Source organism: Salimicrobium humidisoli, from assembly GCF_002295105.1.
Taxonomy (GTDB): Bacteria; Bacillota; Bacilli; order Bacillales; family Halobacillaceae; genus Salimicrobium; species Salimicrobium humidisoli.
This window is the reverse complement of the sequence record NZ_NSGH01000005.1, coordinates 52205-73437: the sequence shown is the minus strand read 5'-3', so window position 1 is coordinate 73437 and position 21233 is coordinate 52205. Positions and strand designations below refer to the sequence as shown.

At 48.3% G+C, this 21233-nt stretch carries 24 protein-coding genes and 1 riboswitch; of the genes, 2 read left to right on the top strand and 22 right to left on the bottom strand.

Going from position 1 to position 21233, the window contains the following annotated elements; translation table 11 throughout:
- Nucleotides 1-57: 57 nt before the first annotated feature.
- From CKW00_RS04405 to sufC, 8 genes are all read right to left on the bottom strand, one after another.
- Complete coding sequence (locus CKW00_RS04405; protein WP_095821563.1) at nucleotides 58-471, bottom strand: hypothetical protein; 414 nt, start codon at nucleotides 469-471, stop codon at nucleotides 58-60.
- Nucleotides 452-676 (bottom strand): helix-turn-helix transcriptional regulator, encoded by a 225-nt coding sequence (locus CKW00_RS04400; protein WP_076570963.1) that lies wholly within the window; start codon nucleotides 674-676, stop codon nucleotides 452-454. The genes CKW00_RS04405 and CKW00_RS04400 overlap by 20 nt, the downstream gene beginning before the upstream one ends.
- A gap of 146 nt (nucleotides 677-822) precedes the next feature.
- Nucleotides 823-1872: a DUF2332 domain-containing protein gene (locus CKW00_RS04395; RefSeq protein WP_095821562.1), complete on the bottom strand. Its 1050-nt coding sequence runs from the start codon at nucleotides 1870-1872 to the stop codon at nucleotides 823-825.
- Between the two features lie 122 nt (nucleotides 1873-1994).
- On the bottom strand, nucleotides 1995-3392 hold the full coding sequence (gene sufB, locus CKW00_RS04390; protein WP_095821561.1) for a Fe-S cluster assembly protein SufB: 1398 nt from the start codon (nucleotides 3390-3392) through the stop codon (nucleotides 1995-1997).
- 32 nt (nucleotides 3393-3424) lie between these two features.
- Nucleotides 3425-3868, bottom strand: coding sequence for a Fe-S cluster assembly sulfur transfer protein SufU (gene sufU, locus CKW00_RS04385; RefSeq protein ID WP_008587219.1), 444 nt, complete (start codon nucleotides 3866-3868; stop codon nucleotides 3425-3427).
- On the bottom strand, nucleotides 3858-5078 hold the full coding sequence (locus tag CKW00_RS04380; protein ID WP_095821560.1) for a cysteine desulfurase: 1221 nt from the start codon (nucleotides 5076-5078) through the stop codon (nucleotides 3858-3860). Before CKW00_RS04380 ends, sufU begins: the two co-directional genes overlap by 11 nt.
- Nucleotides 5078-6385 (bottom strand): Fe-S cluster assembly protein SufD, encoded by a 1308-nt coding sequence (sufD, locus tag CKW00_RS04375; RefSeq protein ID WP_095821559.1) that lies wholly within the window; start codon nucleotides 6383-6385, stop codon nucleotides 5078-5080. The genes CKW00_RS04380 and sufD overlap by 1 nt, the downstream gene beginning before the upstream one ends.
- Nucleotides 6386-6406: 21 nt before the next feature.
- Nucleotides 6407-7189: a Fe-S cluster assembly ATPase SufC gene (sufC, locus tag CKW00_RS04370; RefSeq protein ID WP_008587212.1), complete on the bottom strand. Its 783-nt coding sequence runs from the start codon at nucleotides 7187-7189 to the stop codon at nucleotides 6407-6409.
- An 850-nt stretch (nucleotides 7190-8039) separates the two neighbouring features.
- Here sufC and CKW00_RS04365 point away from each other — a divergent pair.
- Nucleotides 8040-8315 (top strand): hypothetical protein, encoded by a 276-nt coding sequence (locus CKW00_RS04365; protein WP_095821558.1) that lies wholly within the window; start codon nucleotides 8040-8042, stop codon nucleotides 8313-8315.
- Between the two features lie 47 nt (nucleotides 8316-8362).
- Here CKW00_RS04365 and CKW00_RS04360 read toward each other — a convergent pair whose 3' ends face one another.
- The 3 genes from CKW00_RS04360 to CKW00_RS04350 are packed head-to-tail and all read right to left on the bottom strand — an operon-like array spanning nucleotide 8363 to nucleotide 10961.
- Nucleotides 8363-9244 (bottom strand): MetQ/NlpA family ABC transporter substrate-binding protein, encoded by an 882-nt coding sequence (locus CKW00_RS04360; RefSeq protein ID WP_095821557.1) that lies wholly within the window; start codon nucleotides 9242-9244, stop codon nucleotides 8363-8365.
- A 30-nt stretch (nucleotides 9245-9274) separates the two neighbouring features.
- A complete protein-coding gene (locus tag CKW00_RS04355) occupies nucleotides 9275-9943 on the bottom strand; it encodes a methionine ABC transporter permease (RefSeq protein WP_095821556.1) in 669 nt (222 codons plus the stop codon).
- Nucleotides 9936-10961: a methionine ABC transporter ATP-binding protein gene (locus tag CKW00_RS04350; RefSeq protein WP_095821555.1), complete on the bottom strand. Its 1026-nt coding sequence runs from the start codon at nucleotides 10959-10961 to the stop codon at nucleotides 9936-9938. The genes CKW00_RS04355 and CKW00_RS04350 overlap by 8 nt, the downstream gene beginning before the upstream one ends.
- A 112-nt stretch (nucleotides 10962-11073) precedes the next feature.
- A riboswitch (SAM riboswitch) is annotated at nucleotides 11074-11184 on the bottom strand.
- 131 nt (nucleotides 11185-11315) lie between these two features.
- On the opposite strand from CKW00_RS04350, the gene CKW00_RS04345 reads away from it, so the two are divergent.
- Complete coding sequence (locus tag CKW00_RS04345; protein WP_233129711.1) at nucleotides 11316-11738, top strand: TlpA family protein disulfide reductase; 423 nt, start codon at nucleotides 11316-11318, stop codon at nucleotides 11736-11738.
- A 216-nt stretch (nucleotides 11739-11954) separates the two neighbouring features.
- Here the strand turns inward: CKW00_RS04345 and CKW00_RS04340 are convergent, their stop codons facing one another.
- The 11 genes from CKW00_RS04340 to CKW00_RS04290 form a co-directional block, all read right to left on the bottom strand.
- On the bottom strand, nucleotides 11955-12260 hold the full coding sequence (locus CKW00_RS04340; protein ID WP_095821554.1) for a thioredoxin family protein: 306 nt from the start codon (nucleotides 12258-12260) through the stop codon (nucleotides 11955-11957).
- Between the two features lie 10 nt (nucleotides 12261-12270).
- Nucleotides 12271-12615, bottom strand: a complete 345-nt coding sequence (locus CKW00_RS04335; RefSeq protein ID WP_095821553.1) for a toprim domain-containing protein — start codon at nucleotides 12613-12615, stop codon at nucleotides 12271-12273.
- Nucleotides 12616-12679: 64 nt separating this feature from the next.
- Entirely contained in the window at nucleotides 12680-13066 is a 387-nt protein-coding gene (gene gcvH, locus CKW00_RS04330; protein ID WP_095821552.1) for a glycine cleavage system protein GcvH, read from the bottom strand.
- A gap of 21 nt (nucleotides 13067-13087) precedes the next feature.
- Nucleotides 13088-13441 carry an arsenate reductase family protein gene (locus CKW00_RS04325; protein ID WP_095821551.1) on the bottom strand — a complete coding sequence of 118 codons (354 nt, stop codon included), beginning with the start codon at nucleotides 13439-13441 and terminating at the stop codon, nucleotides 13088-13090.
- Nucleotides 13442-13548: 107 nt separating this feature from the next.
- Nucleotides 13549-15330, bottom strand: a complete 1782-nt coding sequence (locus CKW00_RS04320; RefSeq protein ID WP_095821550.1) for an acyl-CoA dehydrogenase family protein — start codon at nucleotides 15328-15330, stop codon at nucleotides 13549-13551.
- A 12-nt stretch (nucleotides 15331-15342) separates the two neighbouring features.
- On the bottom strand, nucleotides 15343-16521 hold the full coding sequence (locus CKW00_RS04315; RefSeq protein WP_095821549.1) for an acetyl-CoA C-acetyltransferase: 1179 nt from the start codon (nucleotides 16519-16521) through the stop codon (nucleotides 15343-15345).
- A gap of 14 nt (nucleotides 16522-16535) precedes the next feature.
- A complete protein-coding gene (locus CKW00_RS04310; RefSeq protein WP_095821548.1) occupies nucleotides 16536-18935 on the bottom strand; it encodes a 3-hydroxyacyl-CoA dehydrogenase/enoyl-CoA hydratase family protein in 2400 nt (799 codons plus the stop codon).
- A 166-nt stretch (nucleotides 18936-19101) separates the two neighbouring features.
- Nucleotides 19102-19926, bottom strand: coding sequence for an STAS domain-containing protein (locus tag CKW00_RS04305; RefSeq protein WP_143544224.1), 825 nt, complete (start codon nucleotides 19924-19926; stop codon nucleotides 19102-19104).
- A complete protein-coding gene (locus CKW00_RS04300) occupies nucleotides 19890-20525 on the bottom strand; it encodes a cobalamin B12-binding domain-containing protein (protein ID WP_095821546.1) in 636 nt (211 codons plus the stop codon). Before CKW00_RS04300 ends, CKW00_RS04305 begins: the two co-directional genes overlap by 37 nt.
- A 7-nt stretch (nucleotides 20526-20532) precedes the next feature.
- Complete coding sequence (locus CKW00_RS04295) at nucleotides 20533-20901, bottom strand: hypothetical protein (RefSeq protein WP_095821545.1); 369 nt, start codon at nucleotides 20899-20901, stop codon at nucleotides 20533-20535.
- On the bottom strand, nucleotides 20898-21203 hold the full coding sequence (locus CKW00_RS04290) for an antibiotic biosynthesis monooxygenase family protein (RefSeq protein WP_095821544.1): 306 nt from the start codon (nucleotides 21201-21203) through the stop codon (nucleotides 20898-20900). The genes CKW00_RS04295 and CKW00_RS04290 overlap by 4 nt, the downstream gene beginning before the upstream one ends.
- Between the last annotated feature and the right edge of the window lie 30 nt (nucleotides 21204-21233).

Below are 21233 nucleotides of genomic sequence, written 5' to 3'. Positions count from 1 at the left end.
TTATGTTAGACAAAACCCGGTGATTTGTCAAAATACTTTTGTAAGCGTTCCAATGATTCAATCTTCCTGTTTCCTCCGTAAATAATAAAGATAAAAGTAAGGTACTATGAAACATATGAACACGATGGCTCCTACGAGGATCCCCGTATTCAAATCCGCAGTAAGAGTAACTGCTGCGCCGAATCCTATGGCAATCACACTACTTGCCGCTAGCGAAATAAGTAATCCCTTCTTAGGGGATTTTTCATCTGACTCATGATCCACGCTTATACTCATAGATAAATATGCAGAGACAATACCTGTAAGAATAAGCAGAAACCAAAGTGGATTACCGGTCATTTCATCCATACCTTTCGTAACCAGCTCATATCCTAATATGCCTATTATTCCAGCGGTCTGAACGATAAATAAAATTCGCGTGTTCTCCAGGTTTTTCCGTTTCAACCGCTCGTCATTTATTTTTTGTATCATCGGTCCGCTCCTCCTTATCTATCCAGAACAATTCATCCAGAGACTTGTGCACGGCGTCGCAAATGGCAAGGCACAGTTTCAACGTAGGGTTGTATTTTCCTTTTTCTATTAAACTGATCGTTTGACGGGTAACGCCTGTCTGTTCGGCTAATTGGGCCTGGGTCATATCCATTTGCACGCGGGCTATTTTTACGTTATTTTTCACTTATGTAAGACCCCCTTCACTCAATATAGTAACATATACATTACATAATTCAATATATATGTTACATAAAATATAAAAATCGACGCTTATCTTTACAAGAAATAAGCGTCGGTTCAAAGCAGATGCAAAATTTGAAATGGACTTCATTATTCAGTCGGCGGTGTTTCCTTCAAATCGATTTTCCAGTCAAACCATCGACCGTGTACGTCCGTATCGCCCAGCGTATGTGTCGTCGCTTTTCCTTTGAGAACGTGATCGACGTGTAAACGGCGATCATTCATATTGTTATAAATGTGGAAAACCTGTCTCCGTTCACTGATATCTTTTACGTACTCTTCCAGTCTACTCTTTTTCTCTTCAGGGAGCTGGTTGGCTACATGAGTGTGAAAAATGCAGAGAGTGGAGTCCTCAGGCATGGTAGCCGCAATTTCAGGGAGAAGAGAGACCCCGTCTCCTTCCAGAAGAGAGAGCGGATGCTGCTGCAGTTTCCCGGCGGCACGTAAAAAGTTGCGTCGTCTGTCGGCGTGTTCGGGCCAGATAAGTGCCTCCAGCCATAATTTCTCTTCTGTTACGGTCACATCCACGATATTCAAATCCACCCCTATCCGTTCTGCAACTGGAGGAACATCGTTCAGCAAGTGTTCCGATATTCTCCCCTCCCGTACTTTCGACTCCAAATGTACAGCAGAATCTTTTTTTCCATACGTTTCCTCAGTGCCATAGCTGTAAGCATACTGGTCCCACAGTAATTGCAGCCCTGCACTCGTTCCTATCTCTATGAGCGACAGCGGTTTCTGTGTTTGGGCATATATGTAAGAGAAGACAGGAAACAGGTAGGCACAGCGTCTCACTTCATTTGTCTGTACGATGTTATTTTTCAAAATTACTTTTATTTCTTCCTTATTTTCCAAACAGAAGTCTTTGAATATCCGGTACAGATAACAGTCTCTTTTCGGGAAATCCACGAGACTGGGGTAGTAGTCTTTCAGTTCGTGTTCCGTGCCTTTAAGCAGCAGATAGTGTACAGCCCCGAACAGCAGATTCGGTATCGGCTGACTTTTCTCTACCTCGGTACACAGGTCCAGTATGTCTTCGTCTTCTGCAATTTTAAGGCTCAGCTCCCGGTAAAGCGGACTGGAACCAATGCATTCTTTTTCGGCAAAATCCTTGAACGTGTCAGTGAGCAACTTCTTCATCTTCTCCCTCCTTCTTCAGGTAAGTTACTCTTCCTTTCATCTTACACTAATTTACATTTAACTAAAATCATGAAACAAAAAACCCCTGCACGAATTGAATCGTGACAGGGGTCTTACAGCTATTAACCGATAGAACCTTCCATCTCGAATTTGATGAGACGGTTCATTTCTACCGCATATTCCATTGGAAGTTCTTTCGTAAACGGCTCGATGAAGCCCATTACGATCATTTCTGTCGCTTCCTCTTCGGAAAGACCACGGCTCATGAGGTAGAACAACTGCTCTTCGGAGACTTTGGAAACTTTCGCTTCGTGCTCGAGAGAGATGTTTTCGTTCATGATTTCGTTATAAGGAATCGTATCGGACGTGGATTCATTATCCATGATAAGCGTGTCGCACTCAATGTTCGAGCGGGCGCCTTCCGCTTTTTTACCGAATTGGACGATTCCGCGGTACGTTACCTTACCACCGTTTTTGGAGATGGATTTGGAAACGATACTTGAGGATGTGTTCGGTGCCAGGTGGTGCATCTTCGCACCGGCATCCTGGTGCTGACCTGCGCCGGCAAGAGCGATGGAAAGCGTGTTACCGCGTGCTCCTTCACCTGTAAGAAGAACAGATGGATATTTCATTGTAAGTTTGGAACCGAGGTTGCCATCCACCCATTCCATCGAAGCGTTCTCTTCCGCTACAGCACGTTTTGTAACCAGGTTATAGACGTTGTTCGCCCAGTTCTGGATTGTCGTATAACGGCAGTAGGCATCTTTCTTAACGAAGATTTCCACGACTGCACTGTGCAGGGAACTTGAAGAGTATGTCGGTGCTGTACAGCCTTCAACGTAGTGCACGGATGCGCCTTCATCTGCGATGATCAGCGTACGTTCGAACTGACCCATGTTTTCCGAGTTGATACGGAAATAGGCCTGAAGCGGCGTATCCACTTTCGTATTCTTCGGTACGTAGATAAAGGAACCTCCGGACCATACGGCTGAGTTCAGCGCTGCGAACTTGTTGTCGGAGTTCGGAATCGCTTTTGCGAAATACTGCCGGAATAGATCTTCGTTCTCTTTAAGCGCTGTGTCCGTATCTTTGAAAATAACGCCGAGGTTCTCAAGATCCTCCTGCATGTTGTGATACACAACTTCGGATTCATACTGCGCAGATACACCGGCAAGATATTTCTGTTCAGCTTCCGGAATACCGAGACGATCAAAGGTGTCTTTGATTTCCTGCGGTACTTCATCCCAGGAACGCTCCGTGTTTTCGGAAGGTTTTACGTAATACGTGATATCGTCGAAGTCAAGCTCTGACAAGTCGCCGCCCCACTGAGGCATCGGTTTCTTGTAGAACTGTTCAAGAGACTTCAGGCGATAGTTAAGCATCCACTCCGGCTCTTCCTTACGTGCGGAAATATCTCTTACGACCTGTTCTGTCAGACCTCTTTCGGTTCTGTAAACAGATACGTCTTTATCGTGAAAGCCATATTTATAGTCTTCCATTTCTGGAGCTTTCTTAGCCATGATATTACCTCCTTATATATTGATTCATCCGTCTAAGCTTCTTCGGACTCCTCTACCCCCTGCTCCATCGCTTTCCAGGAGAGGGTGGCACATTTGATACGGGCCGGAAACTGGGAAACTCCCTGAAGCGCCTCGATATCTTCCAGTGCGAACTGTTCCGGGTCGACGTCTTCTCCCTGCATCATAGCGGAGAAAAGCTTCGACATTTCAAGAGCTTCTTCGACTGTTTTTCCTTTTACTGCCTCTGTCATCATGGAGGCGGAGGAAAGGCTGATGGAACAGCCTTCTCCGTCGAATTTGGCTTCGTTCACCACTCCATCTTCAAGCTGAAGCTGAAGCTGGATTCTGTCTCCGCATGTAGGATTGTTCATATCGATGGCCATGTGCTCGCCTTCGATAGACCCTTTATTGCGGGGATTTTTGTAGTGATCCATGATAACCTGGCGATAAAGTGTGTCTAAGTTATTAAATGACATCGCCAAAATACTCCTTTGTTTTCTGAAGTCCTTCCACAAAGCGGTCAATCTCATCCGTCGTGTTATACAAATAGAAACTGGCTCTGGCTGTTGCATTTACACCGAGCCACTTCATAAGCGGCTGGGCACAATGGTGTCCGGCCCTTACGGCTATCCCTTCCGTATCCAGAACGGTAGCCAAATCGTGCGGGTGGACGCCGTCGACGTTGAAAGTGACAAGTCCTGCCCGTTCTCTCGGACCATAGACAGTCACTCCGTCCATGTCGTCCATCTTTTGAAGCGCATAGCTGATGAGCTCCTCTTCGTGCTTCTCGATTTCTTCCATACCGACACTTTCAAGATAATCGATGGCAGCACCGAGTCCAATCGCTCCGGCTATGATCGGCGTACCTCCTTCGAACTTCCACGGAAGTTCTTTCCACGTGGAATCGTACAGGCTGACGAAATCGATCATTTCTCCGCCGAATTCTACCGGTTCCATGTTATCGAGCAAATCTTTCTTACCATACAATACCCCTATTCCCGTCGGTCCACACATCTTGTGGGCCGAGAAGGCGTAGAAATCACAGTCGAGATCCTGCACATCGATTTTGATGTGAGGGGCACTCTGCGCACCGTCCACGACTATTACGGCACCCTTCTCGTGAGCTGCCGCTGCGATTTCTTTGACCGGGTTGATGGTACCGAGGACGTTTGACACGTGGGAGACTGCGACGATTTTAGTCCTGTCGCTGATCGTGTCTCTCACATCGCTCATGGAAAGCGTGCCGTCCTCCTGCATCGGAATATATTTAAGTGTTGCATTTTTGCGCTTCGCAAGCTGCTGCCATGGTATCAGGTTACTGTGGTGTTCCATTTCCGTAATGACAATCTCATCACCAGGAGCCACATTATCCATACCGTAGCTCTGGGCTACCGTATTGATCCCCGTTGTCGTACCACGATTAAAAACAATTTCTTTCGTATTGGATGCATTTATGAAAGAGCGTACTTTCTCGCGTGCTCCTTCATATTCATCCGTAGCGACAGCCCCCAGTGTATGCACTCCGCGGTGAACGTTCGAGTTGTACCGCTTGTAATAGTCATCGATTTTATCAATGACAGACTTCGGAGTCTGGGACGTCGCCGACGAATCGAGGTATACAAGAGGATGACCGTTTACCTCCTGATGAAGAATCGGAAATGCCTCACGTACCGCCAATACATCCATTAATTCACTTTCCTTTCGATTACCTGACGGAGCTGATTTTTCACAGCCTCTACCGGAAGCTGATTAACGACCGGTGCCAGGAATCCGTGAATGATCAGGCGCTCCGCTTCTCTCTTCGGAATACCACGGCTCATCATGTAGTAAAGCTGAACCGGGTCCACACGTCCGACAGAAGCTGCGTGACCTGCTGTTACATCGTCTTCATCGATAAGAAGAATCGGGTTTGCATCCCCGCGGGCATCCTTACTGAGCATAAGAACACGGGACTCCTGTTCTGCGTTCGATTTCGTTGCACCGTGGTCGATTTTGCCGATGCCGTTGAAAATAGCAGAGGATTTGTCCTTCATAACTCCGTGCTGAAGAATGAAGCCGTCCGATTCTTTACCGAAGTGACGGATATTCGTCGTGAAGTTCTGCTTCTGATCCCCGCGTCCGACGACGACCATCTTCGCATCGCCTTCCGAGTTATCACCGACGAGATGTGTGATATTCTCGGCTGCGGTGTTCCCTTCGTTCATCTGACCGATCGCCCATTCGATACGGGCATCTCTGCCTGCAATACCGCGGCGGTTCGAGTAGACGGTCGTACCTGCTGCGAAGTTGTCGACAGCACCGAAAGAAACTTTCGCATTGTCTTTTGCGAAGACTTCCGTAATGATATTCGCTGACGTCTGAGCTTCCGTGTTATTGGAAATGTAGTTTTCCACGTAAGTGACGGAACTGTTCTCTTCAGCTACCACGAGGATGTGGTTGATGAGAGATGCACGCTCATCCTCCTGCCAGAAGATCGCCTGAAGCGGCTCTTCGATGTTCACGTTTTTTGGAACATAGAGGAAGATACCGCTGTTCATAAGAGCTGCATGCAGAGCACTGAGTCGGTGTTCATCTACAGCTACCGCGTCTGTCATGTAATACTCTTTCACGAGTTCGGAATGGTCGCGAAGTGCAGTGAAAATGTCCGTGAAAATCACGCCTTTATCCTGCAGTTCCTGGCTGAGAGAAGAGTACGCAGCCGTGTGGTTGCGCTGAATGAGAAGGTTTTCTGTCTCTTTCTCCTGATCCAGGAAATTCTGGATTTCCGGTGGAAGATTTTCGAGCGAATCGATGTTCGTTCCTTCCACGTCATGAGAGAAATCGGTGAAGTCCCACTTCTCTATATTGGTTTTATCGGGCTTTGGCATCGGAAGATTTTCCGATTTTTCAAGAGCCGCCAGACGAAGCTCTTTCATCCATGCCGGTTCGTTATGCTTGTTCGAATATTCTGTGACGTATTGCTTGTCGTATGGCATTGATACTTCTACAGCCATGAGATCCCTCCTAACCTTCGATTATTTAGAGCCGATTGTTTCGTCTTCGATTCCAAGTTCTTCTTTGATCCAGTCGTACCCTTCTTCCTCGAGACGCTGAGCAAGTTCAGGTCCGCCGGTTTTCACGATGCGTCCCTGCATCATTACGTGCACTTTATCAGGAGTGATGTAGTTAAGAAGACGCTGATAGTGCGTGATGATCAGGCAGCCGAAGGAGTCGTCGCGCATCTCGTTGATGCCTTTTGCTACGACTTTAAGAGCATCGATATCGAGACCGGAGTCGATTTCATCCAGAATGGCGATGGACGGCTCGATGTTCATAAGTTGAAGGATTTCGTTACGTTTCTTCTCTCCGCCGGAGAAACCTTCGTTAAGGTAACGCTGCGCCATATTCTTATCGATGTCGAGTGTATCCATCTTCGCGTCCATCTGTTTGATGAATTTCATCAGGGAAATCTCGTCGCCTTCTTCACGGCGGGAGTTGATCGCCGAACGAAGGAAGTCGGAGTTCGTCACACCGCTGATTTCACTTGGGTACTGCATAGCAAGGAACAGACCCGCCTGGGCACGTTCGTCCACTTCCATCTCGAGAACGTTTTCCCCGTCGAGCAGAATTTCACCTTGGGTAACTTCGTATTTAGGGTGACCCATCACTGCTGAAGCCAGTGTAGATTTACCGGTTCCGTTTGGTCCCATTACCGCGTGGAATTCTCCACCTTTAAGAGTTAAGTTTAGACCTTTCAGAATTTCCAAACCTTCAATTTCAACATGAAGATCTTTGATTTCGAGTGTTGAGCCTGCCATGTATAATACCTCCTGTGTATTGTAATCAATTATTGGGTGTATGGTCGGTTGATTTAAAACCATTCTCAATTTATTCTCATTATAATCTTAAATCATTTCAAAGCTGATATCAACTTTTTTCATCCTTTCCATTCCCCGTTTGCACCATCTCCTATTATAACAAAAACTTGCGGAATAGCTAAAGTTATCTACTACACCAATCCAATTTGGAAGCAGAGGTATCTGCGAAAGTGAAGGGTTGAAAGTGCCATGCATGCCCGCAGGAAAAAACCGCCCGGGCAGAAGACTGAAGCTTCTCTCCGGACGGTTCCTTTATACTTATACATTATCTGTGCAGTTGTCTTTCCATTTCCGAGTGTATTTTCTTGCTTTCTTCATACTCCCGGCTCCGTTTCTTCTCTACATGAATCTGGGTTTCCAACTTTCTGCCGTATTCCGCAAAGCAAATATCGTGTGCCTGGAACATTCCTTTTTCCATTTCACTCGTGTAAGTTAAACCCAAACAATCGCTGATAATTAATCAATCCTTTCAGAATTTTTACAACTATAAGAATAGCACAAAGAAGAAATCAGACAAAAGCGCAAATGTTATGATTATTCAGCGTTTTCGTATATATATACTCTGTGAGGATAAATCAGGGAAATCATACCTAAAATTCGTCCTTTTCTCTTCTTTATACTCTTTTGTTGTTATATGGGGGTAATTCCCCGCACTCGGAAAATTAAACACATTTTTTTGAATATCCTTCTCACGTTCCGGATTCTCGCATGGGTATACGGAAATCTTGAAACTTCCCGCCTTCCTCTCCCGTATATGCGTTATACGCAATTTACAACGGGAGGGAACGACATGGTATTCTGCTTCTCCGGAATCATCATACTGGTCATCATCTATTTCTCAATTAAAATCGGTAATTTAGAAAATCGGGTGGAAGGACTTCATTATAAACTTGATGCAATCAGAGCGCAGACGAACGTTTCCGGCTACCCGGTCGATGAGGAACTGCTGGAATTACTCCGGCAGGGAGAGGAAATAAAAGCTGTCAAAAAAGCGCGGGAGACTTTCGGACTTTCTCTCATCGAAGGAAAACGCTATGTTGATAAACTGAAAACGGACAATACCTGAAATAAAAGAAGAAGCACTCCCCCTCAGTCAGGAGAAGTGCTTCTTCTTTATTTTTCGCTGTTGCTGCCGTCTACCGGTACGACCGCACCATCATACTGCTCTTTCATAAAGGACTGGATTTCATCGGAGCGAAGCACTTCCACCAGGGTATTCAATGCTTCGCTGTCCTTGTCTTCGCTTTTCGCTGCGATTACGTTTACGTAAGGAGATTCGGAACCTTCGAGAAGAAGGGCGTCTTCACTCGGGTTAAGATCGGCCTGAATCGCATAGTTCGTGTTGATGGCAACAAGCGCATTTTCTTCTCTTTCGTAGTTTTCAGGAAGGAGGGCTGCATCGATCCCTGCGTCGAACTCGAGATTTTTAGGATTCTCGACGACGTCTTCCAGCTTAGCGTTCACCGGATCCACGTCCGGGTCGATTTTCACAAGGCCTTCTTTTTCAAGAAGGGAAAGGACACGCCCATGGTCTGCGACGGAACGGCTCATAAGTACCGTCGTTCCCTCCTCCACATCTTCAATACTTTCGATTCCTTTGGAATAGATGCCCATCGGCTCGATGTGGATACCTCCGAGGTTGGCGAAATCATAACCGTTCTCTTCCATTTGAGTATTCAGGTAGGGAATATGCTGAAAATAGTTTGCGTCGATTTCCCCTTCAGCCAGATCGCGGTTCGGGAGGACGTAGTCCTGATATTCTTCGATATTCAGCGTAATGCCCTTTTCTTCCATAAGCGGCTGTGCTTCTTTCAGCACTTCTGCGTGCGGAACACTTGTGGCGCCGACAGATATTTCAGATGTTTCTTCACTCGAATTCCCTGAGTCACCCGAGTCGGAACTTCCCGACTCTCCGGAGTCCGAGTTCCCCGATCCGCATGCTGCAAGCAGGGACACGAGGGCGATAAAGGTTAATGTAAATAGAAATTTTTTCATGATACTCTCTCCTTTTTTTGAAACGTAGTTTTATCTTTTGTCCAGTTTTCTGGAAGCGAAGTCTCCGATGAACTGGAAAATGAACACGATAATGACGATAAGCACGGTACATACGAATACGACATCAAAACTGTTTCTCTGGAATCCGTAAAAGTAAGCGAAATCACCGAGACCTCCGGCACCGATTACTCCCGCTACAGCTGTATAGCTGATCAGGGCGATGGCCGTCACGGTCAGTCCGGATATCAGAGCCGGTGTCGATTCCGGCAGAAGAACTTTGAAAATGATTGTACGGTATTTGGCTCCCATCGCTTTGGCCGCCTCGATCACACCTTTGTCCACTTCTTTGAGTGCTATTTCAACAAGCCGGGCGTAGAAAGGTGCGCCCCCTATTATGAGCGCCGGCAGCGCCGCTGAAGGTCCCCGTATCGTCCCGACGAGAAAATCGGTGAACGGGAACAGAAGCAGGATGAGAATAATGAACGGGATGGCCCGGAACACGTTGACGAAAGCTGCAGTGATCCAGTTGGCTACTTTATTCTGCCAGATGCCTCCCGGTCCCGTTAAATAAAGCAGCAGACCGAGAAGCAGGCCGAATATGAACGTTCCGAGCACGGAGAAGAACGTCATAAACAGCGTCTCGTTCGTCGCGGTTATCATGTCGTCAATCTGAACGTTAGGAAACAGTTGTTCAAACATCAAAGGCCACCTCCACTTCTACAGACGTTTCTCTCACATATGTCAGCGCCCGTTCAATTTCTTCTTTTTCTCCTTCGAGGTGCACAATCAACGTACCATAAGCCCCTTTCTGGGTCTGGGTGATCTTCCCGTGGAGCACGTTCACGTCCACCTGGAACTTCCGGGAAACTTCACTGATCAGGGCCTGGTGAGTACGTTCCCCGACGAAGTGGAACTGGGCCACTTCCCCGAGAGGGTACTCTTCTTTAATAAGGGAAAGGGAAGATTCCCGGTCGGGGTCTCCCATCACCTGGTCGACGAAACGTTTCGTCACTTTCTGTTTCGGTCTTAAAAATACGTCCAGTACGTCGCCTTCTTCCACAATTTTTCCGTCTTCCATTACAGCCACACGGTGACAGATTTTACGGATGACGTGCATTTCGTGGGTAATGAGCACGATGGTAAGGCCGAGTTTCGCATTGATATCGACGAGCAGATCAAGAATGGAATCGGTCGTCTCCGGATCGAGAGCGGATGTCGCCTCGTCGCACAACAGCACTTTCGGGCGATTGGCGAGCGCTCTGGCGATACCGACACGCTGCTTCTGGCCACCGCTCAACTGGGAAGGGTAAGAGGCCCCGCGGCCGCCGAGACCGACGAGTTCCACCAGTTCGTCCACACGGTGCTTCCTTTCCTCCTTCGGTACTCCCGCAATTTCTAAGGGGAAAGCGATATTATCTTCCACTGTACGGGACCACAGCAGGTTAAAGTGCTGGAAGATCATTCCCATGTCCTGACGGGCCAGACGGAGATCCCCTTTTGACAGAGAGGAAATCTCCCTGTCGTCTATGTTGATCGTTCCGCCACTCGGGTCTTCGAGGCGGTTCAGCAGGCGGATAAATGTACTTTTACCGGCGCCGCTGTATCCGATGACCCCGAAAATTTCACCGGAGTCGATCGTCGCCTCGAGGTCGCTGACCGCGTGTACGTCCTGATCCTTCGTTCGGAACACTTTTGACAGACCTTTAATCGAAATCATTGTTTTTCCTCCTGCGTCTGTAAGAGTCGCTGTCTCTTACGGTTTTAGCAAATAAAAAAACCCCTCTGCCTGAAAGAACAGAAAGGTTGGTATTTAATAAATCAATTCTGTTCTCTCATCTATCAGAACCGATTGTTCTGTAGGATTTGGCACCATTTTAAACGGAATGTTTAACGGTTGCCGGGCTTCATAGGGCCAGTCCCTCCACCTCTCTTGATAAGAGAATTTCGTTTATTCAATTTATTGAGCGATACGAAAGATTTTAGCACTGTACCGGACTGATGTCAATAAACTTCAACAAAAAGCGTGTGTATGTTACGATTTTTGCAAACTCGTTATTGCAGAAAGGATCCGATGCTCATGAAAGCTCCCGTATTCACCTTACCATACCTCACCGGAGAAGGCAGTTATACACTTCCGGAAACTCCGGGGAAAGTGACCATCCTTACCTTCTGGGCGTCCTGGTGTCCGGATTCCGGCGCCGATATGCCGAAAAAAGAGCAGCTTTTCGATTCGCTCCATACGGACGACGTGGAGATGATCACGATCAACGTCGCCGGACGTGAAGGCACCCGGGAAGATGCCGTAAAATATAAAGAGAAATTTCTGACACAGCCGACGCTTGAGGATAATGGAACGGAAGTGTATGACCTCTATGGCTGCACCGGCGTTCCTACGACCGTCATCATCTCATCCGAAGGGGAAATCGTTCACCAGTTCGGCGACGACGCTTCCTTTATGGACATTATGAAAGCCATCGGAGAAACGGTGGAATAGTGGAAAATGCTTTTGCGTGACCTTCGGACGCCATATCCGGTCCCGAAGGTCACGTTTTTCTCTGTTTCCTTCCCTTCAGCACATCCTCTCCTCTCTGAAGGGAACGATTCTGCGTAAATCGTTCCCTTCAGGCCCTCCAAGCGCTTCCGAAAGTAACGATTCTCCCATCTGCGTTCACAAAAACACCAGCTCGTCATCCCGTGAGCTGGTGCTTCGCTATATTTTCTCTTTTTCTTTCATCAGATTGAAAATTTTCGTCACCGATTCGAACGCATACACTTTCTCTTCCACTTTTCCGTCTTTCCATACGAGCAGGCAGGGTACGCTTGATACCTGTTTCTCCTGCATGAAGTCCGGGAAAAGGCTCGCGTTCATTTCATAGAAGACATCTTCTTCTTTCATCTTTTCGATGATATCAAGCATCTCCCTTGCCAGGTGGCACGTTCCGCAAAAGGGACTGTAAATGAATACGTATCCTCTTCCTACTTCCGGCAGTGTTTCCCTTGCATTCACTTCTTTCATTGTTGCCTCCTTACATCATGTAGACAGGTTTGATCCGGAACCTGTACCCCGCAAGCATCCGTGCGAGTTCCGGTTCCGGCGTGGCTGCTACTTCCCGGTACGCTTTGCTTGTGTACAGATGTACAGCGTGAGGAAGCTCTTCTCTGAACTGTTCCCGGAGTCTGTAGCCCGAGTAGTCTTCATCGACGAGTATATAAACGTTGCGGTGGTCCAGATCGTACTCATAAATCAGCTCATCCAGACGCTCCAGACCGAGTGTTCCATACGTGCAGATGATTTCAAGAGGCTGCGCCAGCATCTTTTTAATATGCTTTTTGTCCGTAATCCCCTCAACGATTAAAATAGGTTCATTCATCCCGCTTACCCCTTTATACAGAAACAGACCATGCGAATCCATGGTCTGTCGAAGTTAATAAATTCTATTCATCTTCAGAAATCATAGCTTCGTACTCTTCCGCACTCATCAGGTCATCCAGTCCGGACTTGCCGGAAGGCTCGACTACGATCATCCACGCTTTGTCGTAAGGAGATTCGTTCACAAGTTCCGGGCTGTCCTCGAGTTCATCGTTCACTTCAACGACTTTCCCGCTGACAGGAGCGTAAAGTTCGGATACCGTCTTCACTGATTCCACGCTTCCGAACGGTTCATCCACTTCCACTTCATCACCGACTTCCGGAAGCTCGGCGAATACGACGTCACCGAGTTCGGACTGGGCGAACTCGGTAATACCGATGCGAAGGTTGTCCCCTTCTTCTTTTACCCATTCATGTTCTTTTGAATAACGAAATTCTTTTGGCAGTTCCATTATTGACCCCTCCTTCAAAAATTACAGCCAGTTGGCTTCGTACTCCGCTTCCTTGAAACCGGCGGTCACGCGACTTCCATCCGTAGCGAGCGGCCGCTTGATCAGCATGCCGTCGGAAGCCAGTATCTCCGCCTGTTCTTCAAGCGTCATGTCCCCTACTTTGTCTTTCAGTCCAAGCTCACGGTACTTCTTCCCGCTGGAATTGAAGAAACGTTTCGAAGGAAGATCGCTGTGTTTCATCATGTGCATCAGCGCTTCCTTCGAAGGCGGGGTTTCCACGAGATTCACAGCTTTATACTCCACATCGTTCTCATCAAGCCATCTTTTCGCGTTGCGGCACGTGCCACACTTCGGATACCAGTAAAAGGTAAGCATGACTTCTCCCCCATTCTTAACAAAACAATATCACATTTATCCTACCACAACCGCCCTTTGTTGAAAAACAAAAGGCTGTCCCCCGGCAGAGGACAGCCTTTCCGTAATTATACGAAGTATTTTTCGGCTTTTTCGAGACCGACGGAAATTTCGCGTTTTTTCTTGATAACGTTCACCGGGTTGTGACGCGTCAGTTTCCGGAGAGCTCCGAGCATCATGCGGAGATCGTCGCCCTCTTCCGCTGCGATAAGTGTTTCTTTCGCGTGCGCTTCGATACGATTGAACGCTTCCTGGACGTACACTTCCGTATATAGAAGTTTCTGGCTGTGTTTTTCGGCTCCGTCTTTGTCGACGGCTTTCTTCGTACGGAGAATAGCGGATTCCATATTGAAAATTTCACCCGTAATGTCTGCCAGGTTCACAAGCACTTCCTGTTCCTGATCCAGTTTCTCCCCGTATTTCTGAGCTGCAAGTCCGGAAGCCAGCAGAGCGATCTTCTTAGCATTTTTCAGCAGGTAGAATTCCTGTTCAAGCGGAGCATCACCCGGTTCTTCAGGCATCATCGTCATGATTTCTTCCTGAAGCTTCTTCGCTTTTTCGAAGATCGGCAGTTCGCCTTTCATCGCTTTTTTGACGAGGGTACCGGGTACGATCATACGGTTGATTTCGTTCGTTCCTTCGAAAATACGGTTGATACGGGAATCACGGTACATGCGCTCCACTTCATATTCCTGCATGAAACCGTACCCGCCGTGGATCTGTACCGCTTCGTCCACTGCGAAATCGAGCAGTTCCGTTCCGAATACTTTCGTCAGGGAACATTCGATCGCGTACTCGGCAATGACATTGGCGACAGCTTTGCCGTCGTTCAGCTCCTCCTCGGAAAGTCGTCCCATGCTCTGTTCAAACAGGCCGACTGTACGGTAGACGGCACTTTCGTTCGCATACGTGTTCGCTGCGACAGACGCCACTTTTTCCTTGATAAGCGGGAAGCTCATAATCGGAGTATCGAACTGCTTCCGCTCCTGGGCGTAGTTGACCGACAGTTCGATTGCTCTCTTCGCACTTCCGACACTGCCGATTGCCAGTTTGTAACGGCCGACGTTCAGGATATTGAAAGCGATAATGTGTCCTCTGCCGATTTCTCCGAGCACGTTCTCTACAGGCACTTCAGCATCTTCAAGGATAAGGGTACGGGTAGAAGATCCTTTGATCCCCATCTTCTTCTCCTCCGGACCGGTGGAAACGCCCGGGTATTCCCTCTCCACGATGAAAGCCGTGAATTTCTCTCCGTCGATTTTTGCGTAAACGACGAATACGTCAGCGAAAGCGGAGTTCGTGATCCACTGTTTCTCCCCGTTCAGTACGTAGTGAGTACCAGCTTCGTTCAGTTTGGCCGTCGTTTTGGCGCCGCGGGCATCCGAACCCGACCCCGGTTCAGTCAGGGCATACGCAGCCAGCAGTTCACCCGTTGCCAGTTTCGGCAGATATTTCTTCTTCTGGTCACTGTTTCCGAAGAAAACGATCGGCAAAGAACCGATTCCGACGTGTGCTCCGTGAGTGAGAGAAAAACCGCCGGCGCGTGCAAATTTCTCCGTAATAAGGGAAGAGCTGATCTTGTCCAGCTGTACCCCGCCATACTCCTCCGGTACGTCCGCACCGAGCAGTCCAAGTTCTCCCGCTTTCTTCATGAGCTCGAGGGAATGCTCGAATTCGTGGTTCTCGATTTTATCCACTTTCGGAAGAACGTCTCCCGTGATGAAGTCTTCCGTCGTTTTGGCAATCATCTTATGTTCTTCGGTGAAATCCTCCGGAGTGATGATATCTTCCGCTTCCACATCCTCCACAATAAAACTTCCGCCTTTAATCATGTTTTTAACCTCGCTCATATTTATTCCTCCTCAGGATAATAGTTCGAATACTCCGGCAGCACCCATTCCGCCACCGATACACATCGTCACAACGCCGTATTTTTCGTTGCGGCGTTTCATCTCGTGAATAAGTGACAGCGTCAGCTTCGTTCCTGTACAGCCGAGCGGATGTCCAAGAGCGATCGCTCCTCCGTTCACGTTCACCTTCTCCTCATCAAGCCCGAGCTCACGGATGACACGCAGTGACTGGGAAGCGAAGGCTTCGTTCAGTTCGAACAGACCGATGTCTTCGAGGGAAAGGCCAGCCATTTTCAAAGCTTTCGGCACCGCTTCAATCGGTCCTACTCCCATAATTTCCGGTTCCACGCCGGCCACTGCGAACGAGTGGAACTTGGCGAGCGGCTGCAGTCCTTCTTTCTCCGCTTTCTCCCGGTCCATGACGAGCACCGAAGCTGCTCCGTCGCTCATCTGGGACGAGTTTCCTGCTGTAACCGATCCCTTTACGTGGAAAGCAGGCTTCAGTTTGGCAAGAGTTTCGGTCGTCGTACCGTGACGGACCCCTTCATCCCGCTCGAGCGTACGCGTCACTTTTCTGGTAGTGTTGTCCGGCCCCGGGACATTTTCGGTCACTTCGACAGGAACGATTTCCTCGTCGAACTTCCCTTCTTCGAGAGCTTTAGCCGCCCGCTCATGACTTCTGGCCGCAAAAGCATCCTGGTCTTCCCGGGAAATGTTGAAGCGGTTCGCCACTTCCTCTGCCGTGTGACCCATCGACATATAGTACTCAGGTGCGTTTTCTACAAGCTCTACGTTCGGCTTGATGACGTGTCCTCCCATAGGGATGAGACTCATCGATTCCGCGCCTCCGGCAATCGCCGCTTCCGAATGTCCGAGCATAATCTTCTCGGCGGCATTGGCGATACTCTGAAGTCCGGATGAACAGTAGCGGTTGATTGTAATCGCCGGAACGGAGTGGTGCAGACCCGCAAGAGCTCCGATACTCCGTGCCATATTCATCCCCTGTTCAGCCTCAGGCATCGCGCACCCGATAATGACATCGTCAATAGGCCCGTCGTAGTTATTTGCTCTTTTCAGCGTTTCCCTGATTGTCAGTGCCGCAAGATCGTCCGGGCGACTGCTTGCAAGCGTGCCTTTCTTCGCTTTACCGACCGGCGTACGTGCACCGGCCACAATTACTGCTTCTCTCACAACTTTCTCCCCCTTTAGTTACGAAGTGGTTTCCCTTTAAGTAACATATGCTGCATTCTCTCTTGTGTTTTCGCTTCACCGATCAGACTGAGGAAAGCTTCCCTTTCGAGATCCAGAAGGTACTGCTCATCCACTTTCGATCCTTCCTTCACACGTCCTCCGGCCAATACGAATGCAAGTTTTTCGGCGATTTTCAGATCATGATCCGAAGCGAAGCCGCCGTAGTGCATTTCTTTCGCACCGAGAAGCATCGTCGCAAAACCTGATTCTCCGGTCACCGGAACAGGTTTACGTTTCGGTGCCTGGTATCCGGCCCGGGCAAGCCCGAGTACTTTCTGCTTCGCATCGTGAAGCAGGTGATCCTGATTGAAGGAAATGGCATCCATCTGATCGAGGAATCCGTTCTGACGTGCTTCCTCGGCGGAAGTCGACGTCTTGGCGGTAGCGATTTTCTGGAATACGCTATTGGAAACCTTTTGAAGGTCGAAGTCTACACTCTCAGGCATATTGTTCAGATGCTTCAGATAAAGTTCTTTGTTTCCGCCTCCGCCCGGGATGAGTCCGACACCCGGTTCCACGAGCCCCATGTACGTCTCACTCGAAGCCTGGATCGCAGCAGCCGGCAGGCATACTTCCGCCCCTCCGCCGAGCGCCATTCCGAATGGAGCGGCAACGACGGGCTTGTCGGAGTATTTGATGCGCATCATCGCCTGCTGGAACTGTTTGACGACGAGTTCGATTTCGAAGAAGTTCTGGTCCTGAGCTTCCATAAGCATCATGCCGAGGTTCGCACCGACGCAGAAATTATTCCCCTGGTTTCCGATGACGAGTCCTTCGAAATCCTCATCGACGATATCGACCGCTTTATTGATCATCTGGATGACGTCCATACCGATGGCATTACTCCGGGAGTGGAATTCAAGCCCTGCCACTCCGTCTCCAAGATCGATGACGCTCGCTCCGGCATTTTTCGCAAGTACTTCCTTCGTTTCCTTCAGCAGGCGCAGATTGATATCTTTGGCGTTGAATCCCTGTTGCTTATAATCACCGTCATGGTAGTAGTAAACGTTTCCATTTTCTTTTTTATAAAAAGATTCATTTCCGTTCTTCAGCATGTCGTCTATCCATTCGGGGACGGTTTCTCCTTCTTCCTTCATCCGTTCCACGGACTTTTGCACCCCGATGGCATCCCACATCTCAAACGGACCGAGGTTCCATCCGAATCCCCAGCGCATCGCTTCGTCGATGGAGACGATATCATCCGCAATTTCCCCTGTAAGTTCTGCGGAGTAGAGGAGAACGGGTTTTACGATCGACCAGACAAAATCTCCCGCCTGATCTCCTTTCGCTTTGACGAGAGAGGCCAGTTTCCGTTTCGGTCCCTTCTCCTGTCCCGCAGCTTCGACAGCTTTCGTTTTCAGCTTGCCGCGTTTTTCATACTCCATCGTCTCCGGATTCAGCTGAAGGATTTCGGAGCCTTCTTTACTCTTTTTCTTCAGGAAAAATCCCTGACCGGCTTTTTGACCGATCCATCCTTTATCATTCATGTCCTGCATAAATTCCGGTATTTCGAAGACCTCTTTTTCCTGACCCTCAACCTGATCGTGGACGTTATTTGCCACGTGGATGAACGTATCGAGCCCTACAACGTCAAGCGTCCGGAATGTTGCGCTTTTCGGCCGCCCGATCATCGGTCCGGTTACGGAATCCACCTCTCCGACGCTCAGGTTCTGCTCGAGCATCTCTCTCACCGTCACTAACAGGCCGTACGTTCCGATGCGGTTGGCGATGAAATTCGGAGTATCTTTCGCCTCCACAACTCCTTTTCCGAGTGTATCCTCCCCGAACTTCTTCATGAAATCAAGGACGTCCTTATCCGTACTCGAAGTCGGAATCACCTCAAGCAGTTTCAGATAGCGAGGCGGGTTGAAAAAGTGAGTGCCGAGGAAGTGTTTCTTCATATCCTCGCTGCAGTCTTCGGACATAGCTTCAATGGAGATTCCGGACGTATTGGAACTTACGATGGAACCTTCTTTTCTGTATTTATCCACTTCCCGGAATACGGATTTCTTTATATCGAGGTTTTCAACGACTACTTCGATGATCCAGTCCACTTCCGATAGTTTGTCCATATCATCCGTCATGTTACCTACTTCTATAAGATGGAGATTTTCTTTTGATGTAAGTGGTGCGGGCTTCTGCTTTTTGAGCCCTTCCTTCCCGGACATCGCTATCCGGTTTCTTACCTGTCTGTCTTCCGTGGTAAGACCCTGTTTCTTTTCTTTATCCGTTACATCTTTCGGTGCAATATCGAGCATAAGCACCGGTATACCGACGTTAGCCAAATGTGCAGCTATTCCCGCTCCCATCACTCCGGAACCGAGAACTGCGGCACGCCTGATTTTTTGAGTCATTACAAATCCCCCTTGCGTTCTTTGAATGAATACTCATTCATTTTTAGTTCAAAAAAATAGGATACGTTTTCTTCTTTTACTATAAATTACTTTCAGACTTTTCGCAATCATTATTTATCGATTTCCACAATTATCCGGCCAGCAGAAAAAAACAAAAGAAGAACGATTACGTCTCCTTTTGCCTGATTCTTTCATTATCCCGACGGGTCCTCTTATTTGAAATCACCTGCTCCAGTGACTGCATGAAACGGACGTCTTCCGGAAGGGACCATTTGAAAATATTCGGAACGTGTCCGGGTCTGAGCCCGATGACGAAAAGATCGAGCCCCATGTGACTGAGAGCTTTAATTACAGACGCCAGATAGTTGAAGCCTTCTTTCTCGATGTCGCCGACTGCCGTGAAATCAAAAAGGAGTTCGTCCGCTTCACTTTCACGCACGGCCGAGAGAAGGTTTTGTTCGACGCTCATCATTTTCTCGTAACTCACATCACCGAATAACGGGACAAGCGCCGTTTCCTTATTCAGTGAAATGAAGGGGGCTGACAGTTTATTATTCTGTTCGATTACCTGCTCCGCCCGCTCCTTTTCTTCAATCAGTTCTGTTTTCGTCTTCAACAGCTCACTCTGCAGCGTTTTGAGACTCGCAGCCACTTTGTCCACCTGCGAATCTTTCGGTATCAGGAGAAGTTCCGCTTTCTCTTCGTCCGTCCACGTAATATAAACGTCCGCTAAAATTACGTCGCTGTTCTCTTTGATGACGTTCATTTCAATAACAGTTTTTCTGTGATGAAAATCAACCCACTCCCGTGCCTTATCATACGTTCCTTCATCGACTATTTTGGTGAGATTATCCGGCAGACCGAACAGTTCTTCCGCTTCCTGTGAATAAGCGACTATATTCCAGGCTGCGTCTATCTCAAAATAAGGGAGCGGGAAAATAGCTTCCACCCGTTTCATTGCCTGCGTCCCTCCTTCACGTTCTGAAGCCATTCTTTTACGGCGGTCAGTGAACTCATTGTGTGCACGTGTGCCTCATTCCATTCATTCATACCGTGATTTTTAACAATACGGCCTCCGATAAGTATGACGGAGCCGGGCATACGCTTTTTCAGAACATCGATTATGTTATGCATCTCGGGCACTCTGTAGGAAAGAGCGGCAGAAATGCATATGACATCCGGGCAGAACTTTTCTATCTGCTGCAGAACGTGATCGTCAGGTACACCTGTCCCGAGGAATCTGGACTCCCAGCCTTCTTCGCGGAAGATATCCGCTGCCATTTTCAGTCCCAGATGGTGTTCTTCTTCTTCGACATTGAAAAAAATAGCCTTCTTTCCGTTCGAGGTGCCTTTCCGCGGCGATATCAACGTCATAATGTAATCACAGGTCGCCGTGGCCAGATGCTCATCTGCCACGGAAATACGGTTCGTCTGCCACAGTTCTCCTACGTGGTACATCGCCGGTGTTATGATTTCCTCATGCACTTCCAGTAAAGATCGTTCGCCCACCCACTTTTGTACCAGCTGCAGAGCTTCCTGTTCTTCGCCCTCCAGCAGGTAACCGGTCAATTGTTTGTAAACCTCTTCCATTCGTTGTTCACCCCGTGTCCGTTATGCGTTTCAAATGTGCTATCGACGATTCCAGCAGGCGGATATAATAATCGCGCTCTTCTTCGTCCACTTCCACTTCCTGAAGATACCGCTCTATCATTTCATAGTTCTCGATAATAAGCTTCGTACCGACCCCCCGGGAGACGAGGACGTCATTGAGCCAGATGGTATACTCATTGAAAAATGACTCATCTTTCCTCTCATAGGCGAGCTCCAGGTGATTCAGATGATGATCATTATCCTCTCTCGTATGTTTCCTGCCTTTATCTCCGAATTTCTCATCGAGCCAGGGGTATCTGGCGTAGAACTCCTCGGTCACTTTATCCGTAATGTACTGTTTCGCTTCCGTTTTCATGTGGCAACAACCTCATATTTATAAACTTTCGGAACGTAGCCCTGAAGTTCCTGATCCGGATAGTTCTTTTCAAGTTCGTGGATCTTCCGGAACTGTTCACTGCGGGCCCAGGCCAGATACGCCTGTTTATTTTCCCATTCCATATGTACTGTAAGCTCTCCAGGCCGATGTTCGTTCTGCAGAAGCTGAAACGAAAGGAAACCCGGTTGCTCATCAACGAGCCGGGAACGGGTCTGATAGATGGAGATCAGATCGTCCGCCTTGTGATCAGGAACCGTCACTTTAGAATCGACAACATACATTCTTCCACTCTCCTCTATCACTGCACTGCT

What these genes read in the sequence shown, in the direction of transcription:
- CKW00_RS04405 (WP_095821563.1), bottom strand. Translation starts at nt 471, where the DNA reads ATGATACAAAAAATAAATGACGAGCGGTTGAAACGGAAAAACCTGGAG.
- CKW00_RS04395 (WP_095821562.1), bottom strand. Translation starts at nt 1,872, where the DNA reads ATGAAGAAGTTGCTCACTGACACGTTCAAGGATTTTGCCGAAAAAGAA.
- sufB (WP_095821561.1), bottom strand. Translation starts at nt 3,392, where the DNA reads ATGGCTAAGAAAGCTCCAGAAATGGAAGACTATAAATATGGCTTTCAC.
- sufU (WP_008587219.1), bottom strand. Translation starts at nt 3,868, where the DNA reads ATGTCATTTAATAACTTAGACACACTTTATCGCCAGGTTATCATGGAT.
- CKW00_RS04380 (WP_095821560.1), bottom strand. Translation starts at nt 5,078, where the DNA reads ATGGATGTATTGGCGGTACGTGAGGCATTTCCGATTCTTCATCAGGAG.
- sufD (WP_095821559.1), bottom strand. Translation starts at nt 6,385, where the DNA reads ATGGCTGTAGAAGTATCAATGCCATACGACAAGCAATACGTCACAGAA.
- sufC (WP_008587212.1), bottom strand. Translation starts at nt 7,189, where the DNA reads ATGGCAGGCTCAACACTCGAAATCAAAGATCTTCATGTTGAAATTGAA.
- CKW00_RS04365 (WP_095821558.1), top strand. Translation starts at nt 8,040, where the DNA reads ATGGTATTCTGCTTCTCCGGAATCATCATACTGGTCATCATCTATTTC.
- CKW00_RS04360 (WP_095821557.1), bottom strand. Translation starts at nt 9,244, where the DNA reads ATGAAAAAATTTCTATTTACATTAACCTTTATCGCCCTCGTGTCCCTG.
- CKW00_RS04355 (WP_095821556.1), bottom strand. Translation starts at nt 9,943, where the DNA reads ATGTTTGAACAACTGTTTCCTAACGTTCAGATTGACGACATGATAACC.
- CKW00_RS04350 (WP_095821555.1), bottom strand. Translation starts at nt 10,961, where the DNA reads ATGATTTCGATTAAAGGTCTGTCAAAAGTGTTCCGAACGAAGGATCAG.
- CKW00_RS04345 (WP_233129711.1), top strand. Translation starts at nt 11,316, where the DNA reads ATGCTCATGAAAGCTCCCGTATTCACCTTACCATACCTCACCGGAGAA.
- CKW00_RS04340 (WP_095821554.1), bottom strand. Translation starts at nt 12,260, where the DNA reads ATGAAAGAAGTGAATGCAAGGGAAACACTGCCGGAAGTAGGAAGAGGA.
- CKW00_RS04335 (WP_095821553.1), bottom strand. Translation starts at nt 12,615, where the DNA reads ATGAATGAACCTATTTTAATCGTTGAGGGGATTACGGACAAAAAGCAT.
- gcvH (WP_095821552.1), bottom strand. Translation starts at nt 13,066, where the DNA reads ATGGAACTGCCAAAAGAATTTCGTTATTCAAAAGAACATGAATGGGTA.
- CKW00_RS04325 (WP_095821551.1), bottom strand. Translation starts at nt 13,441, where the DNA reads ATGCTTACCTTTTACTGGTATCCGAAGTGTGGCACGTGCCGCAACGCG.
- CKW00_RS04320 (WP_095821550.1), bottom strand. Translation starts at nt 15,330, where the DNA reads ATGAGCGAGGTTAAAAACATGATTAAAGGCGGAAGTTTTATTGTGGAG.
- CKW00_RS04310 (WP_095821548.1), bottom strand. Translation starts at nt 18,935, where the DNA reads ATGACTCAAAAAATCAGGCGTGCCGCAGTTCTCGGTTCCGGAGTGATG.
- CKW00_RS04305 (WP_143544224.1), bottom strand. Translation starts at nt 19,926, where the DNA reads ATGGCTTCAGAACGTGAAGGAGGGACGCAGGCAATGAAACGGGTGGAA.
- CKW00_RS04300 (WP_095821546.1), bottom strand. Translation starts at nt 20,525, where the DNA reads ATGGAAGAGGTTTACAAACAATTGACCGGTTACCTGCTGGAGGGCGAA.
- CKW00_RS04295 (WP_095821545.1), bottom strand. Translation starts at nt 20,901, where the DNA reads ATGAAAACGGAAGCGAAACAGTACATTACGGATAAAGTGACCGAGGAG.
- CKW00_RS04290 (WP_095821544.1), bottom strand. Translation starts at nt 21,203, where the DNA reads ATGTATGTTGTCGATTCTAAAGTGACGGTTCCTGATCACAAGGCGGAC.